Below are 16,280 nucleotides of genomic sequence, written 5' to 3'. Positions count from 1 at the left end.
GAGTGGGCGTACCAGGAATTGAACCTGGGACCTCTTCGTTATCAGCGAAGCGCTCTAACCGTCTGAGCTATACGCCCGTAGCACAGTCAACCAACACATTAACCTCTTGGTTGACCGAGCTGAAACTTTACCGGAGGTTTCCCCCGGCGCCAAATCGAGAACCGATCAGTCGTCGGTCAGGGTCACCCCGATACCGCCGATCAGAGCGGCCGCAATGTTGTACAGCAGAGCGCCCAACACTGCCAGCGCGGTCAGCAGGATCACGTTGACCACCGAGATGACCGTGGCGAACAGCGCCACGTTGCCCAGGGACAGGAATTCCTTGATGTCCGTGCCGCCCGCATTCCCGCCGAGCATGGACAGCATCTCGTTGATCCCGTCGAACAGACCGGTGAGGTTCAGCACGAGCCACAGCACCAAGGATGCGACGACCACAATGATGCCCAGTGCAACGGAGAGTAGGAAGGCAAGCTTGAGGACTGACCAGGTGTCAACCTTGGACACTACCAGCCGCGCGCGGCGCACCTTGGCGCGCGGTGCCGGACGGACCAGTCCCTTGGCGGGCTGATTCTGCGGCTTCTTCGCAGCGGGCGAGCCTGACTTTTTCGCCGCGGTCGGAGAGCTCGGCTTCTTTTCCGCGGTGCTGATGCCACCCTTGGAGGGGCTCACCGGGGAGTTCGTGGGGGGCTTGGAACCCTTCGAGGCAGAGCTTGCGCTCATGCTTCACCTCCGTTGTCGTGGTTTTCCAACGCTACTGCATCGTCCGAGGGAGCCCCGGCATCACTGCCCTGGTCCGCCGCATCTTTTTGCGTTTCCCCGGGGCGGACGTCGCCGCCCTCTTCGGCTTCGGAATCCACCTTTTTCTCGATCTCACGTTCGGCGTTGTGAGCAACCCCGACAATGTGATCCGAAGGCCCCGGCTTGGCGAAGATCACGCCCATCGTGTCGCGCCCGCGAGCGGGAACCTCGGCCACGTTGGAACGAACCACCTTGCCGCCGGACATGACCACGAGGACCTCATCCGCTTCGCCCACGATCAGGCCACCGACCAGATCGCCGCGGTCATCGGCGAGCTTGGCCACCTTGATACCCAGACCACCGCGACCCTGCACGCGGTATTCTCTGACCGCGGTGCGCTTGGCGTAGCCGCCCTCGGTCACCACGAACACGAAAGCGTCGTCGGTGACCACATTGGCCGATAGCAATTCGTCACGGTCGCGGAACTTCATGCCGGTCACCCCGGAGGTCGCGCGCCCCATGGGGCGCAGAGCGTCGTCGTCGGCGGTGAAACGCAACGACTGACCGAGATGTGAAATCAACATGATGTCGTCCGCGGGAGTCGCGAGCATGGCCGAGACCAGTTCGTCGTCGTCGCGCAGGTTGATGGCGATCACGCCGGCGGTGCGGTTGGTGTCGTAGTCGGACAACCGGGACTTCTTGACCAGACCGCGGCGGGTGGCCAGAACCAGGTACGGGGCGTCCTGGTAGGTGCGCAACTGCATGACCTGGGCGATGCGCTCGTCCGGCTGGAACTCCAAGAGGTTGGCCACGTGCTGACCCTTGGCGTCGCGGCCGGCCTCGACCAGTTCGTACGCCTTGGCCCGGTACACGCGACCGAACGTGGTGAAGAACAAAATCCAATTGTGCGTGGTGGTCACGAAGAAGTGCTCCACCACGTCACCGCCACGCAACTGTGCGCCCTTGATGCCGCGACCACCACGGTGCTGCGAACGGTACTCGTCCGAGCGCGTGCGCTTGACGTACCCGTCGCGGGTAATGGTGACGACCACTTCCTCTTCGGGAATGAGGTCTTCCATGGACATGTCGCCGTCGTAACCGAACAGGATCTCACTGCGGCGATCATCACCGAAGTGATTGACGATCTCCGCGAGTTCCTCGGAAATGATTTCGCGCTGCCGGTCCTCGGAGGCGATGATCGCCTGGTACTCGGCGATCAGACGCTCCAGTTCCGCGTGCCGGTCCTGGATCTTCTGGCGTTCCAGAGCGGCCAGGCGGCGCAGCTGCATGTTGAGAATGGCCTGCGCTTGGGCCTCGTCGATGTCGAGCAGCTCCATGAGCCCGTTGCGGGCTTCCTCCACGGTGGGAGAACGGCGGATCAGCGCAATGACCTCGTCCAGGGCGTCGAGTGCCTTGAGGAGACCGCGCAGAATATGTGCTTCTTCCTCGGCCTGCTTGAGTCGGTACCGGGTGCGACGCACAATGACTTCCATTTGGTGCGTGACCCAGTGGTGCACAAAAGCGTCCAGGGACAGGGTGCGGGGCACTCCGTCCACGAGCGCCAGCATGTTGGCGGAGAAGTTCTCCTGCAGCTGCGTGTGCTTGTAGAGGTTGTTGAGCACCACCTTGGGCACGGCATCGCGCTTGAGCACGATCACCAGACGCTGACCGGTACGACCGGAGGTCTCGTCGCGCATGTCCGCAATGCCCTGCACGCGGCCGTCCTTGACGAGGTCGGCGATCTTCACGGCCAGGTTGTCCGGGTTCACCTGGTACGGCAGTTCGGTGACCACCAGGCAGGTCCGGCCGTGGATCTCTTCCACATTGACCACGGCGCGCATGGTGATGGAACCACGGCCGGTGCGGTAGGCGTCCTCGATGCCCTTGTGGCCCAGGATCTGAGCACCCGTGGGGAAATCCGGGCCCTTGACGCGTTTGATGAGTTCTTCGAGCAGGGTCTCGCGATCCACGGTGGGGTTCTGGAGGTACCACTGCACGCCGTCCGCCACCTCGCGCAGGTTGTGCGGCGGAATGTTGGTGGCCATACCCACGGCGATACCGGAAGAACCGTTGACCAGCAGGTTCGGGAAGCGCGAGGGCAGAACGGTGGGTTCCTGCTGCTTGCCGTCGTAGTTGTCCTGGAAATCCACGGTGTCCTCGTGAATGTCCCGGACCATCTCCATGGCCAGCGGAGCCATCTTGGTCTCGGTGTAACGCGGTGCCGCGGCGCCGTCGTTACCGGGCGAGCCGAAGTTGCCCTGGCCGAGCGCGAGCGGGTAGCGCATGATCCAGTTCTGAATCAGTCGCACCAGGGCGTCGTAGATCGCGGAGTCACCGTGCGGGTGGTAGTTACCCATCACGTCACCGACCACGCGGGCGCACTTGTTGAAGGAACGCTCGGGGCGGTAACCGCCGTCGAACATCGTGTAGATCACCCGGCGGTGCACGGGCTTCAAACCGTCGCGCACATCCGGCAGCGCGCGGCCCACGATCACGGCCATGGCGTAGTCCAGGTACGAGCGCTGCATCTCGGTCTGCAGGTCCACCTGCTCCACGTGATCGCCGCTGCTCACGACGACGTCGCCCTCGCCCGTTTCGAGCTCGGTCGAGTTCTCGGGGTCGACCGGGGCGTTTCCGTCCGGAGTCTCGTCACTCATTCGTTGCTATCCGTTTCTTCTCAGATCCCACGATTCGGCATTCATACCGCATACGAAATATGCGGTAGACAGCATGTCTAGATGTCGAGGAACCGAATGTCCTTGGCGTTCTGCTGGATGAATTCGCGGCGGGATTCCACGTCCTCGCCCATGAGCACGGAGAACACCTGATCCGCCGCTGCGGCGTCGTCCATGGTGACCTGCAACAGCGTGCGGTGCTCGGGGTCCATGGTGGTTTCCCACAGCTCGGTGTAGTCCATCTCGCCCAGGCCCTTGTAGCGCTGAATGCCGTTGTCCTTGGGCAGGCGACGGTTGTTGGCCAGGCCCTTGGCCACGACCTCGTCGCGCTCGGCGTCCGAGAACACGTAATCGTGGGCGGCGTTGGACCACTTGATGCGGTACAGCGGCGGCTGCGCCAGATACACGTACCCGTGCTCGATGAGCGGGCGCATGAATCGGAACAACAGCGTGAGCAGCAGCGTGGTGATGTGCTGACCGTCCACGTCCGCATCGGCCATGAGCACGATCTTGTGGTAGCGGGCCTTCTCGATGTCGAAGTCGTCGCCGATACCCGCGCCGAACGCGGTGATCATGGACTGAACTTCCGCGTTGGACAGCGCGCGATCCAGGCGCGCGCGCTCCACGTTCAGGATCTTGCCGCGCAACGGCAGAATGGCCTGGTGGGCGGGGTCGCGGCCCTGCACGGCCGAACCGCCCGCGGAGTCACCCTCCACAATGTAGATCTCGGAGAGCGTGGGGTCCTTGGACGAGCAATCCTTGAGTTTGCCCGGCATGCCACCGGATTCCAGCAAGCCCTTACGTCGCGTGGTCTCACGCGCCTTACGCGCGGCCAGGCGCGCTTGGGACGCGTAGATCGCCTTGCGGATGATGTCCTTGGCCGGGGCGGGATTGCGCTCGAGCCAGTCACCGAACAAGTCGAACATCTCGCGCTGCACGAAGGTCTTGGCCTCGGAGTTACCCAGCTTGGTCTTGGTCTGGCCCTCGAACTGGGGTTCGCCCAGCTTGATGGAGACCACTGCGGTCAAGCCCTCGCGGACGTCGTCACCGGTGAGGTTCTCGTCCTTGTCGCGCAGCAGCTTGTTCTCCCGCGCGTACCGGTTGATCAGGGTGGTCAGCGCGGAACGGAAGCCTTCTTCGTGCGTGCCACCCTCGTGGGTGTTGATGGTGTTGGCGTAGGTGTGCACCGACTCCGTGAACGCGGTGGTCCACTGCATGGCCAGTTCCAACGACATCTTCTTGTCGTCGTCCTCCACTTCCAACGCAATGACGTCCTCGTGGATGAGATCGGCCTTCTTGGACGAGTTCAGGAAGGTCACGTAGTCCAGCAGACCGTTGTCGTACTTGTAGACGACCCGCAGGTCACCGTTCGGGTTGGTGTGGGTCTCGCCGTTCACGGCATTGACGGTGCCGCCATCCTGACCCTCGACCGGTTCCTCCGCGGAAACCTTGGTCTGAGACCCGGCGATCTCCTCACCGGACTCGTCCTTCTGTCGCTCGTCCGTCAGCGTGATGCGCAGTCCCCTGTTCAGGAAGGCCATCTGCTGGAAGCGGGCGCGCAGCGTCTCGAAGTCGAAATCGACGGTCTCGAAGATCTCGGGATCGGGGTAGAACGTCTGAGTGGTACCGGTCTCCTCGGTGGCCTCACCCTGTTGCAGCTGGCCCTGCGGAACACCGCCGTGGGCAAAGTTCATCCGCCATTCATAACCCTGCCGGCGCACCACGGTGCTGACGCGGGAGGACAGCGCGTTGACCACGGAAATACCCACACCGTGCAGGCCGCCGGAGACGGCGTAACCGCCGCCGCCGAACTTACCGCCGGCGTGCAGGATGGTCATGACCACCTCCACGGTGGGCTTGCCCTCGCTGGGGTGCATGTCCACGGGGATACCGCGGCCGTTATCGGAAACGCGCACACCGCCGTCCGCCTGGAGCGTGATCTCGATGTGATCGCAGTAGCCGGCGAGCGCCTCGTCCACGGAGTTGTCGACCACCTCGTACACCAGGTGGTGCAGACCGCGAGGTCCGGTGGAACCGATGTACATCCCCGGACGTTTCCTGACGGCCTCCAGGCCTTCCAAGACGGTGATATCACCAGCACCGTATTCGTGCTGTAGGGGATCCTCTGTAGCCACGGGGTCTCCGGTCCTCCTGCGTAATCGACGTAGATCGATTGGTCGGCCCGCATGAATACAGCCGATGAGACGGCGCGCGGCTCATCGGCTGGCGGGACAAAAAGATCTTGTACCGCAATTCTACCGGATAAAGCGCTCAACGGCCCGCAGACGCCCCGGATGCCCCGTCCGCTGGGGGACCACATGAGCCGGGGGTGATTCTGAGAATTGCGGCGTCTACCGCCTCATCCGGGACATGGAACGCGGTTATCCGTAGGTATCGCGGGGCCCGCGACCCTGGACGGTCCATCGGCCCTTCTTCCAACTCGGCCCCACCGGCCCGTGAATATCGAGCTTGGTCACGATGCCCTCCCCCAGTCGATCCGCGAAAGTGCGCAGGATCTGCGATTGCATCAACCGCATTTGCGTGGCGTATGCGGTGGAGTCGCAGCGCACGCGCACCACGGTGTCCTCGAAGCTTTCGGGCCACGTGTGCTCCGCGTTGCGCGCACCCACGAGAGAGGCCCAGTCCGCGAGCACGCTGCTCACGTTCACGGGTGTTTTCCAGCCACGGTGCACGATCAGTAAATCCACGATACTGCCCAGCTTGCGGGGGTCTCGCGCCGATTTGCCCGGGCCGGAGTAACCACCCATCTGCCGGGCATCCACGGGCCGGTTGTACCGCTGTTTGAGTGCCGGCGATCCCGTGCCGTCCTCCATCGCCTGCCCAAAGAACTTCATGTTCTTGGCCGCGGCCGCCTTGGACAGTCGCGCGTCCCCGCGCTCCTGAGCGGCTCGTCGCACGCGTTGCAGTGCGGATGCGGCGGCATCGACGACGTCGTCCCGGGCCGGATCAGTCATGCTCGCCTCGATCGGGGGGTGCCTCGTCGGCCGGGGAATCCTCGACGCCCACCTGACCGGGGCTCACGCGCACCACGCGATGCGGGTTCTCGCGCAGCGCCCGCGGAAGATCCTCGTCCACGGCGGCGGTCACCAGTACCTGCTCGGCCCGCTGGACCAGTTGAGCCAGCTTCTGCCGACGTCGCGCATCCAGTTCGGCGAACACGTCGTCCAGGATCAGCACGGGTGCTGCGCCCTCGTTGGGGTCATCGGCTACGTGTACGTACCACGAACCCAGCCGCAGAGCCAGGGCCATGGACCACGTCTCACCGTGGGAGGCATAGCCCTTGGCCGGAGTGTCCCCCAGGGAAATCATCATGTCGTCACGGTGCGGACCCACCAGTGTGATCCCGCGTTCCTGCTCTTGCCGCTCGACCCGGTCGAAGGCCTGCAGCATGAGCTGGTAGAGGTCCGCCACGGAGAAATGCTCCAGGGCCGCCGGGTCAGCAGCGGGGTCCAATGACGAGCACTCGTAGTGCAGGGCCACGTGTTTCGGGCCGTCCGTGAGCTGCTGATAGGCCAGATCCACCTCGGGCTTCAGTGCCTTGAGCAGCTGAAGTCGTGCTCCCATGACCGCGGCGCCGGCTCGCGCCAATTGCTCGTTCCACACGGCCAGGGTTGCCCTGTGGGATTCCGCGTTCTGGCGTGAGTGGCGTGCGGATTTCAACAGCGCATTGCGTTGTTTCAGGGCGCGTTCGTAATCGCTGCGGGCCGCGACCAACACCGGCCGCATGGCGGTCGCCAGGTCGTCCAGGAACTTCCGCCGGTGCCCCGGGTCTCCCTTGACCAGAGTCAGATCCTCCGGAGAGAACACCACGGTGTGAAGAATGCCCATGGCCTCCCGTGCTCGCACCGGAGCTGCGCGGTTGATCTGGACCCTATTGGTCCGCCCACTGTTGAGCTCGAACTCCAGAATCGTGCGCTGGGTGGCACGACGGACTCGGATCCTGACGATCGCTCGTTCGGACCCCGTTTTGATCAGCGGGGTATCGCTGGCCACGCGGTGTGAGGAGAGGTTGGCGGCCCAGTCGATGGCCTCGACCACGTTGGTCTTACCCACGCCGTTGGGACCTACGAATACGGTCAGCCCGCGGTCCAGGGGCAGATCGAGACTCGCGTAGGTCCTGAAGTCCAGCAGGGACAGGTGGTCTACGAACACACGATCACTGGTTGGGCAACCGGACCGGCATCAGCAGGTACTTGTAATCCACGTTGTCCTCGCCATCCAACTCCTGCTGGGCGGAGAGCACCGCGGGTTTGGGAGGTGCGGTGAAGGAGAACCGCACGTACTGCGAATCGAAGGCGTGCAGACCCTCGGACAGGTAGGTGGGGTTGAACGCCACGGTGATGTCGTCACCGTTGAGCTGGGCATCCAGGACCTCGGAAGCCTGCGCGTCCTCGCCGGTTCCGGCGTCCAGTGCCACCTGTCCCTGGGTGAAGGCCAGTCGCACCGGGGTGTTGCGTTCGGCGACCAGGGAAACGCGGCGGACCGCTTCCACGAGATCCGCCGTTTTGACCGCGGCGGTGATCGGGGTGTTCTCCGGGAACAACGAGCGAATCTTGGGATACTCGCCGTCGATCAACAAGCTGGTGGTGCGGCGGCCACCGGATTCGAAACCGACCAGCTCCGCGTTGTCGGCCAGTGCAACATTGACGTCCCCGGCGGCGCCGAGGGTCTTGGCAATGTCGTTCAAGGTCTTGGCCTTGATCAGAGCCGCCGTGGAAATGGTGGGATCAGAAGGCCGCCAGGTGAGTTCACGCATGGCCAACCGGTACCGGTCCGTGGCTAGCAACGTGATTTTTTCGCCCTCGATCTCCATGCGTACACCAGTGAGGATCGGGAGGGTGTCGTCCTTGGACGCGGCGATGTTCACCTGACCCACGGCGTGGGCGAACTCGTCACCGGCGATCACACCGGACAGTTCCGGAAGGTTCGGTAATTGGGGGTAGTCACCGACGGGCATGGCCGCGAGGTTGAACTTGGACGACTTGCACGTGAGCGTGACCTTGCCGCCCTCGACCTCCACCTGCACGGGTGCGGAGGGCAGGGAACGACAAATATCCGCCAAGAGGCGGCCGGAGACCAGGGTGGTGCCCTCCTCCTGGACATCAGCGCTGATGGTCAGACGAGCAGAGATTTCGTAGTCAAAGCTTGCGATCGATAGTGAACCGCCGTCGGCTTTGATCAGAAGACCGGAGAGAACGGGGACCGGCGGGCGTGGTGACAAGGATCGTGCCGTCCATGTGACTGCTTCAGCCAGTACGTCGCGCTCGACGGAGAACTTCACGGCAATGCCCCTTTGGTCTAAAAATATGTAACTCGCCGTGTGCATCGTATCCGCCTTGAGCTGCGACTATCGAGCCCGCAGGAACCGAGTGGAGTGCGCAAACTTGTAATTACAGGTTGCTGACCGGGCTCGAGGCGAGGCGTGGGAACAGGATTTTTGTTATTCGGTGGATTTCTCTTTAAGGGTAAGAGTGTTAATAACCCATGTGGAAACTGTGGATAACCGTCTGCTTCCCGCTGTTCGAACGGCTCGCGCTTGTTGACGTCCTGTGCTTAACTCCGGGCTTACCTGTGGCCGCTCAGTGTGTAACTTCCGCGGTCTTCCGCGGAATCCACAGGGTCGTCCCCCGTGCCGGGATGCTTATCCACCGAAGCTCAATCGTTGTCCACAAAGTTTTCCACATGGAGTGATTCCGGGTTGTGCACAACCCGTCCACATGGCCGCCCGGAACTGTGCATGCAGCGGCGTCGTTGCTGGTCCTGAGCGGTGGGAACCTGTGGATGAATCACAAAAAAAGGAGGGTCCCGACCTATTGGCCGGGACCCTCACGCAGTGGTGAAACGCGTGCTCAGCCCTCGCGGGACTGCTGCTTGATGCGGTTGGTCAGCTCCGTGACCTGATCGAAGATCTGTCGCCGCTCGGCCATCAGGGTGCGAATCTTGCGGTCCGCGTGCATCACGGTGGTGTGGTCACGCCCGCCCAGCTCCTGACCGATCTTGGGAAGCGACATATCCGTGAGCTCGCGCAACAAGTACATGGCGATCTGCCGCGCGGTCACGAGCGTGCGGGTGCGGGACTTGGACTTGAGCTCGTCCAAGGTGATGTTGAAGAACGCCGCGGTCTGGCCGAGGATCGATGCCGCCGTGATTTCCTGGCCGCCGTCCTCGGTGATCAAGTCCTTGAGCACCAGCTCGGCCAGCGGCAGATCCACCGCCTGCTTGTTCAGTGAGGCGAATGCCGTGACACGGATCAAGGCGCCCTCTAGCTCACGAATGTTGGTGGAGATGTGTGAAGCGATGTACTCCATCACGTCATCCGGGGCGTCCATGCCCTCGCTGATGGCCTTCTTCCGCAGAATCGCGATGCGGGTTTCCAATTCGGGCGGCTGCACGTCCGTGATCAAACCCCACTCGAAGCGGGATCGCATGCGCTCGGCAAAGCCGGTCAACTGCTTGGGCGGCATGTCCGAGGTGATCACGATCTGCTTCTCGTGATTGTGCAGCGCGTTGAACGTGTGGAAGAACTCTTCCTGCGTGTGTTCCTTCCCGGCCAAGAACTGGATATCGTCGATGAGCAGCATGTCCACGTTGCGGTAAATGCCCTTGAAGGAGGAGCCTTCGTCATCGCGGATCGAGTTGATGAAATCGTTGGTGAACTCCTCCGAGTTCACGTAGCGCACGCGCAGTTTGGGATAGAGCCGCTTGGCGTAGTGGCCGATGGCGTGCAACAAGTGAGTCTTACCCAGCCCGGAGTCCCCATATATGAACAACGGGTTATATGCCTTGGCGGGCGTTTCCGCCACGGCGAAGGCTGCCGCGTGGGCAAAGCGGTTGGACTGGCCGATCACGAATGAATCGAACACGTACTTGGGATTCAACCGTGCGGAGCTGTCCCATTCGGCGTCCGAGGGACTGGTGTCCGTGCCGTTCGTTGTGCTCAGCGGTTCGCGGGTGCGAACCGGCGGGACGGCCTGCGGATCTCGGCGCGGGGGTAGGTCTCCGTAATCGCGGGTGGTGGATTCCGCGGCCATGGTGTCGGTCAGACCACTGGGCATCGGACGCGGATGGTCGGTACGCGGCACGTCCACTTCGTAGTGGGCCGGCGTCTGCGGGGCGCTGCGAGTGCGTTCCGCCTCAAGTTCCTCGATCGAAGGGCTCTGCGAGTCCACGGCCGGTGTTTCGTTCTGCGGCTCGGTCAGACCGAGTTCCGTGTCCACCACGAACGCGACCAGTGTTTCCGGCCCGAATACCCGACCCACGGCCTCGTCGAGCACGGTGGCCATGCTGCGATGTTGGAAGTACTCCCGCGTGCGCTCATTGGGAACGGCCACCAGCAAGGTGGTGCCCATGAGTCCCTGGGGCTCGGACAAGGAGATGAAGCCCCGGGACCGGCCGGTCACGCTGGGGTGCTCCTTCATGTACCGGACGCATTCGGCCCACTGTTGGAGCAGGGGCTGATTGTCCTGGTACATGAATTTCTCCTGACGGTAGCGGCGGGTTCTGCCCAGTTTTCCACAGAGTTGTACACAGCGGTGGATAAACCAGAGTGGGGGAAGCCGTATCGAACAGCCTAGAACATGCATCGCGGCACTTCATAGCCCGATTGGGCGGATGTGGGGAACTACAACCTTGTAGTTCGTGCCTGGGGATAAACTCCACCGCGGCGCGTGGTGGATGAGGTTGTCCACATGATTCACAGGCTGTGGATTCACAACTGTGGAGAAGTTGCCGGCGAGCGCCCGAATTTGACCGGAGGCGGGCGATTGACTACTGTAAATCAGTCTTGTGCGTTTATGCTCGGGCCTTTCTGCCGTGCCTACGCACCCAAATACCTACCGCGTGCCCATCCCCGTGCAACCGCACGGTTCGGGCACCGTTGTCCCAACCTTGTGGAGTGACTAATGACCAAGCGGACTTTCCAGCCGAACAACCGCCGTCGTGCCCGTAAGCACGGCTTCCGCGCTCGTATGCGCACCCGCGCAGGCCGCGCCATCCTGAATGCCCGCCGTGGCAAGGGTCGCGCTTCCCTGTCGGCCTAAGTTCACGTTGTAGAGGCCCCGCACCGTGCTGCCCGTCCAGCATCGGATGCGCACCTCGGCGCAGTTTTCTGCAACCGTACGTTCCGGCGCCCGTAGTGGACGCCGGAACGTCGTCGTATCCGTACGCATAAGCGACCAGGACCAGCCCACCCGAGTGGGTTTTGTGGTGTCCAAGGCCGTGGGTAACGCCGTGGTTCGCAACAAGGTCAAGCGTCGATTGCGTGAACTCGCGGCCGACACCGTGCGTTTGCGGCCCACCGGGCATGATGTGGTGGTCCGCGCCCTACCTGCCTCGGCGGGTGCGGTGTGGAGCGAGCTCGGTGACGACTACCGTGGTGCGTATCAGAGCGCATTCCGGAAGGCCGGATGACAACAGACTCCGGCATTGCCCAGGGCAATGCCGTACCGTTCGATGTGCAAGGTATTGGAGGAGGCGCACACGTGGAAGACCGGGTGGCAGCCGACGCTCTCCTGAACCGAGCGCCCCATGAGTACCACAGGGCGAACAATGCGCTCCGCGCCATCAAGTACGCCCCGCAGAACGTGTGCATTGCTCTGCTCAAGCTGTATCGCTCCATTGTGTCCCCGCTCTACGGGGACGTGTGCCGCTACTTCCCGTCATGCTCGGCCTACGCGCTCGAGGCCTTCACCGTTCACGGTGCGGCCCGTGGACTCGGGTTGAGTGTCAAGCGCTTATTGCGGTGCCATCCATGGGCGGCGGGCGGAATCGACAGAGTTCCTGGCGGTGGACGAGAGTTCCATTCACTGTCCGAGACGCCCAAAATCATGCTGCTCAACCACCCGAACCTCGCACGTGAGGCCACGTGCGACCGCCCCGGTCACCACCACGGCGTGACCCAAGGAGCCAACGTTCGATGAATTTCTTCGACATCATCCTCTTCCCCTTCAGCTGGGCCGTTTCGGCCGTGCTGTGGGTCTTCCACGAGCTACTCACCGCCATTGGGATGGACCCGGCCTCAGGTATCACCTGGGTGCTGTCCATCGTGGGTCTGACCCTGGTGATGCGTACACTGACCATCCCCTTGTTCCTGAAGCAGATCAAGTCCATGCGCGGCATGCAGGAACTGCAGCCCGAAATGGCCAAACTGCAGGCCAAGTACAAGGGCAAGAAGGATCAGCTCTCCCGTCAGGCCATGGCCGAAGAGCAAATGGCCCTGTACAAGAACCACGGGTCCAACCCGTTCTCCGCATGCCTGCCCATCTTGGTGCAGATGCCCATCTTCTTCGCGCTTTTCAAGGTGCTGCGCTCGGTGCCCCAGGCGGCAGGCAATGGTGAGTCCATCCATGTTCTGACCCCGCAGCTGGTCGAGCAGTTCAACGCGTCCACCATTTTCGGTGCACCGTTGTTCTCCACCCTCATGCAGCCCGGTATCGGTAACCACACCGCAACCGTGGTGCTGGCGATCGTCATGATCGTGGCCATGTCCGCTACGCAGTTCATTACGCAGAAGCAGTTGACGGTGCGCAACATGAGCGATGCCGCCAAGCAGTCGCCCATGTACCGCCAGCAGCAAATGATGCTGTACCTGTTCCCGTTGGTCTTCGCGATCGGCGGCATCAACTTCCCGCTGGGTGTGCTCATTTACTGGACCGTTTCCAACCTGTGGTCCATGGGCCAGCAGTGGTGGGTCATCCGCAACAACCCCACTCCGGGTTCACAGGCCGAGCGCGAGCTCAACGAACGCCGCGCAGCCAAGGGTCTGCCCCCGGTGGGTGTCAGCAAGGAGGAGCACGAGGAGAAGCTGGAAGAACAGCGCCAGCGTGCCGCCGCGGGGCAGCGCAAGCAGCCCGTGTCCAAGAAACGCCAGAAACAACAGCAGTCCCGCAAGAAGCAAGGGTCCTGAGGGAGAGCATCCAATGAACGAGACTGACAACGGTCATGACGTCACGACCGAGAACGAGACCGGCGATGCGCCCGTGACCCAGTTGAGCCCGCTTGAAGAAGAAGGCGAGATCGCGGCCGACTACATCGAGGAGCTACTGGACACCGCCGACATTGACGGTGACATCGACATCGAGGTCCGCGATGGTCGTACCTATGTGTCCGTGGTGACCGAGGACGGTCAAGACTCCGAGCTGGAGGCCCTCGTTGGCCCCAAGGGTGAGGTACTGGATTCATTGCAGGAGCTCGCTCGCCTGGCCGTCCTATCCGCCACGGAGCGTCGCAGCCGTCTGGTGCTCGATGTCGGGGGCTACCGCGTGGCCCGCGCCGAGGCACTACGGGAGATGGCGCAGAAGGCCGTGGCCCAAGTGCAGTCCAGCGGCGACAGCGTGCATTTGGAACCGCTGTCCGCTTATGAACGCAAAATCATTCACGACGCCGTGGCCGAGGCCGGTCTAGTCTCGGAGTCCGAGGGCGAAGGCCCGGGCCGTCACATCGTGATTTCTGCGGCGGACTAGGTCTGTGGCACAGTCACGTTCGTCCAAGGCGCACGACGCCGCCTCGGGGCCTTCACAGCCTCCCGTTGACTCCCGACCGGCCCCCGATCCCCAGCCGGCGCCTCCGCTGACGGGTTCGGAATTGGCGGCCGCCCAGCAGCTCTTCGGAGACAGACTGGAACTTGCCGAGCGCTACACCGAACACCTGGCGTCGTCGGGAATCGTCCGCGGGTTGATCGGCCCGCGCGAAGCGCCCAGGCTGTGGGAGCGTCACGTACTCAACTGTGCCGTGGTCCAAGAGCTCATCCCGGAGAACGCACGTGTGGTGGACGTGGGATCCGGCGCCGGCCTGCCCGGACTGTGCCTGGCCTTGGCCCGCCCTGACATCCCGATCACCCTGGTCGAGCCCCTGGAACGCCGTGTCCAGTGGCTCCACGAAGTGATCGACGACCTGGAATTGCCCAACGTGACCGTCATGCGGACGCGCGCCGAACAGGCCAAAACGCAGCTGAAGAACATCGACGTGGTGACGGCCCGTGCGGTCTCCGCGTTGACAGGTCTGATGGACATCACACTCCCCCTGCTCAAGGGGTCGGGACAGCTGCTCGCCCTCAAGGGGCGGTCGGCGCAGGACGAAGTGGACAAGGCCAGGAAGAAGTTCAATCGGTTCGGGGTGCGGTCCGCGGAAGTACTCACCGTGGGTGAGGATTTCCTGAGCGAACCCACCACGGTGGTCCGCCTGAGCCTGTGATCCTGGTCGGTGGGCTCGATGTGGCTGGGTAAGCTAACGCAGGACAGTCTGTAACCGTCGGAGAGGACGAGTGGTACGAGTGGAGCAGAACTCCGAAACTCGGAACGACCGGGTGCGCGGCCATGACTTCGGTCTTCCACCGGATCCCGTAGCACAAACAAAAAAGGTTGTTCCGGACCGAGGACGTCACGTTTCACGTGAAACAGACACCCCACACGGTACGGCAGCGCAGCAAGCAGTAGCGGATACCGCCCTTGGGAGGAAGCTCGTGGAAGAGAACAAACGTCGCGCACGACTCAGGCAGACCAAGATCGATCCCCCTGCTGAAACCCGGTACATCACGATCAGCAATCAAAAGGGTGGCGTGGGTAAAACCAGCACCTCCGTTAACCTGGCGGTTGCCCTGGCCCAACAGGGGCAAAACGTCCTGGTGGTCGATAATGACCCCCAGGGCAATGCATCCACCGCCCTGGGGATCCCCCATGGAACGGATGTCGAGAGCGTCTACGATGTTCTGATCGATGAGACTCCAGTAGTGGATGTGGTCCAGAAGTCCCCCGAGATGGAGAACCTCTGGGTGCTGCCGGCGACCATTGACCTCGCCGGCGCTGAGATTGAACTGGTGTCGGTCGTGGCCCGCGAACAACGGTTACAGCGGGCCCTCAAGGCATACGGGAATGCACGTGAAGAGCGGGGCGAGACACGCCTGGACTACGTGTTCATCGACTGCCCGCCAAGCCTAGGCCTCTTGACCATCAACGCGTTCGTCGCGGCCACCGAGGTGCTCATTCCCATTCAGTGCGAGTACTACGCATTGGAGGGTCTGAGCCAGCTTCTGAACAACATCAAAATGATTCAAAAGCACTTGAACCCGGACCTGTCCGTCTCCTCCATTCTGCTGACGATGTACGACGGACGCACCAATCTTGCCTCGCAGGTGGCCGAGGAAGTGCGTCAGCACTTCCCGGACCAGGTCTTGGAGACAATGATTCCCCGATCCGTGCGGATTTCCGAGGCCCCGAGCTACCAGCAAAGTGTCATTACTTACGACCCCAGCTCGACCGGTGCACTTTCCTATCTCGAAGCAGCCGCGGAACTGGGAGCTCGTTCACCCCAGCACTAGGCGGCATGTTTCACGTGAAACATACCCCTTGCCCGCTGATGCCGCGGAAATAGCAATCGAGGGCCGCGAACTGCGCAGTTCGCGGCCCTTGGCGCATCTTGCCTTATGGGCCCATGACAACTCTGCTGCGCGTCATCCTGTTTCACGTGAAACATTGACCCATACACGGTGCCAATAGGTCCCTGCAGCGAGTGCGGGCGGCTGCTCGCGGATAAGATGAACGTCGGAGATACGACGAGAGGATTTACGTGAGCGAGAAACGACGAGGTCTAGGTCGCGGCCTTGGCGCCCTGATCCCCAGCGGGCCAGCGCCGGACACTGACCCGGCACGGGCCAACAATGATGCTTCATCGTCTGACGATAGGACCTCGAAACAGGACCAGAGTCAAACGCGGGTCAGATCCGCATCGAACGCCCGAACGCCCGCCGCGTCGTCCAAGACATCAGGTGGGCAGACGGCATCGAACAAGAGCACATCGACCAAGCCCTCCAAGCAGCGGTCGAAGAGCAGCGGGGTAATCGCGCGGCCGACC

Annotated in this window: 14 protein-coding genes and 1 tRNA gene; 7 read left to right on the top strand and 8 right to left on the bottom strand. The window is 62.6% G+C overall.

The window, feature by feature from the left end:
- Positions 1-3 precede the first annotated feature (3 nt).
- The 8 genes from AC3ENJ_RS07405 to dnaA all read right to left on the bottom strand — a co-directional run bounded on the left by AC3ENJ_RS07405 (position 4) and on the right by dnaA (position 10,906).
- A tRNA-Ile gene (locus AC3ENJ_RS07405) sits at positions 4-77 on the bottom strand.
- Between the two features lie 88 nt (positions 78-165).
- Positions 166-720: a DUF3566 domain-containing protein gene (locus AC3ENJ_RS07400; protein WP_190781058.1), complete on the bottom strand. Its 555-nt coding sequence runs from the start codon at positions 718-720 to the stop codon at positions 166-168.
- Positions 717-3,395 carry a DNA gyrase subunit A gene (gene gyrA / locus AC3ENJ_RS07395; RefSeq protein WP_431813575.1) on the bottom strand — a complete coding sequence of 893 codons (2,679 nt, stop codon included), beginning with the start codon at positions 3,393-3,395 and terminating at the stop codon, positions 717-719. The genes AC3ENJ_RS07400 and gyrA overlap by 4 nt, the downstream gene beginning before the upstream one ends.
- Before the next feature lie 77 nt (positions 3,396-3,472).
- Positions 3,473-5,548: a DNA topoisomerase (ATP-hydrolyzing) subunit B gene (gene gyrB, locus AC3ENJ_RS07390; protein WP_431813574.1), complete on the bottom strand. Its 2,076-nt coding sequence runs from the start codon at positions 5,546-5,548 to the stop codon at positions 3,473-3,475.
- Between the two features lie 246 nt (positions 5,549-5,794).
- On the bottom strand, positions 5,795-6,388 hold the full coding sequence (locus AC3ENJ_RS07385) for a DciA family protein (RefSeq protein WP_431813573.1): 594 nt from the start codon (positions 6,386-6,388) through the stop codon (positions 5,795-5,797).
- Entirely contained in the window at positions 6,381-7,586 is a 1,206-nt protein-coding gene (gene recF / locus AC3ENJ_RS07380; RefSeq protein ID WP_431813572.1) for a DNA replication/repair protein RecF, read from the bottom strand. Before recF ends, AC3ENJ_RS07385 begins: the two co-directional genes overlap by 8 nt.
- Positions 7,587-7,590: 4 nt before the next feature.
- On the bottom strand, positions 7,591-8,715 hold the full coding sequence (gene dnaN / locus AC3ENJ_RS07375) for a DNA polymerase III subunit beta (protein ID WP_190781063.1): 1,125 nt from the start codon (positions 8,713-8,715) through the stop codon (positions 7,591-7,593).
- A 568-nt stretch (positions 8,716-9,283) separates the two neighbouring features.
- Positions 9,284-10,906, bottom strand: a complete 1,623-nt coding sequence (gene dnaA / locus AC3ENJ_RS07370) for a chromosomal replication initiator protein DnaA (RefSeq protein ID WP_190781064.1) — start codon at positions 10,904-10,906, stop codon at positions 9,284-9,286.
- Positions 10,907-11,335: 429 nt separating this feature from the next.
- On the opposite strand from dnaA, the gene rpmH reads away from it, so the two are divergent.
- The 7 genes from rpmH (at position 11,336) to AC3ENJ_RS07335 (ending at position 15,747) form a co-directional block, all read left to right on the top strand.
- Complete coding sequence (rpmH, locus tag AC3ENJ_RS07365) at positions 11,336-11,473, top strand: 50S ribosomal protein L34 (RefSeq protein ID WP_095797204.1); 138 nt, start codon at positions 11,336-11,338, stop codon at positions 11,471-11,473.
- Positions 11,474-11,498: 25 nt separating this feature from the next.
- Entirely contained in the window at positions 11,499-11,843 is a 345-nt protein-coding gene (gene rnpA, locus AC3ENJ_RS07360) for a ribonuclease P protein component (RefSeq protein WP_190781065.1), read from the top strand.
- The gene (gene yidD / locus AC3ENJ_RS07355) at positions 11,840-12,352 is read left to right on the top strand and encodes a membrane protein insertion efficiency factor YidD (protein WP_223841703.1); all 513 of its coding nucleotides are present in this window, start codon (positions 11,840-11,842) and stop codon (positions 12,350-12,352) included. The genes rnpA and yidD overlap by 4 nt, the downstream gene beginning before the upstream one ends.
- Entirely contained in the window at positions 12,349-13,338 is a 990-nt protein-coding gene (yidC, locus tag AC3ENJ_RS07350; protein WP_190781066.1) for a membrane protein insertase YidC, read from the top strand. Before yidD ends, yidC begins: the two co-directional genes overlap by 4 nt.
- A gap of 13 nt (positions 13,339-13,351) precedes the next feature.
- Positions 13,352-13,894 (top strand): Jag family protein, encoded by a 543-nt coding sequence (locus tag AC3ENJ_RS07345; protein ID WP_431813571.1) that lies wholly within the window; start codon positions 13,352-13,354, stop codon positions 13,892-13,894.
- Between the two features lie 4 nt (positions 13,895-13,898).
- A complete protein-coding gene (gene rsmG / locus AC3ENJ_RS07340; protein ID WP_431813570.1) occupies positions 13,899-14,624 on the top strand; it encodes a 16S rRNA (guanine(527)-N(7))-methyltransferase RsmG in 726 nt (241 codons plus the stop codon).
- A 268-nt stretch (positions 14,625-14,892) separates the two neighbouring features.
- Positions 14,893-15,747, top strand: a complete 855-nt coding sequence (locus AC3ENJ_RS07335) for a ParA family protein (RefSeq protein ID WP_431813569.1) — start codon at positions 14,893-14,895, stop codon at positions 15,745-15,747.
- Positions 15,748-16,280 lie beyond the last annotated feature (533 nt).

The organism is Kocuria sp. cx-455, from assembly GCF_057707085.1.
The sequence above is the reverse complement of the archived record's forward strand: the minus strand, read 5'-3'. Positions and strand labels throughout refer to the sequence as shown.

Coding starts and splice junctions, on each gene's coding strand:
- AC3ENJ_RS07400 (WP_190781058.1), bottom strand. CDS start 720: ATGAGCGCAAGCTCTGCCTCGAAGGGTTCCAAGCCCCCCACGAACTCC.
- gyrA (WP_431813575.1), bottom strand. CDS start 3,395: ATGAGTGACGAGACTCCGGACGGAAACGCCCCGGTCGACCCCGAGAAC.
- AC3ENJ_RS07385 (WP_431813573.1), bottom strand. CDS start 6,388: ATGACTGATCCGGCCCGGGACGACGTCGTCGATGCCGCCGCATCCGCA.
- dnaA (WP_190781064.1), bottom strand. CDS start 10,906: ATGTACCAGGACAATCAGCCCCTGCTCCAACAGTGGGCCGAATGCGTC.
- rpmH (WP_095797204.1), top strand. CDS start 11,336: ATGACCAAGCGGACTTTCCAGCCGAACAACCGCCGTCGTGCCCGTAAG.
- yidD (WP_223841703.1), top strand. CDS start 11,840: ATGACAACAGACTCCGGCATTGCCCAGGGCAATGCCGTACCGTTCGAT.
- yidC (WP_190781066.1), top strand. CDS start 12,349: ATGAATTTCTTCGACATCATCCTCTTCCCCTTCAGCTGGGCCGTTTCG.
- AC3ENJ_RS07345 (WP_431813571.1), top strand. CDS start 13,352: ATGAACGAGACTGACAACGGTCATGACGTCACGACCGAGAACGAGACC.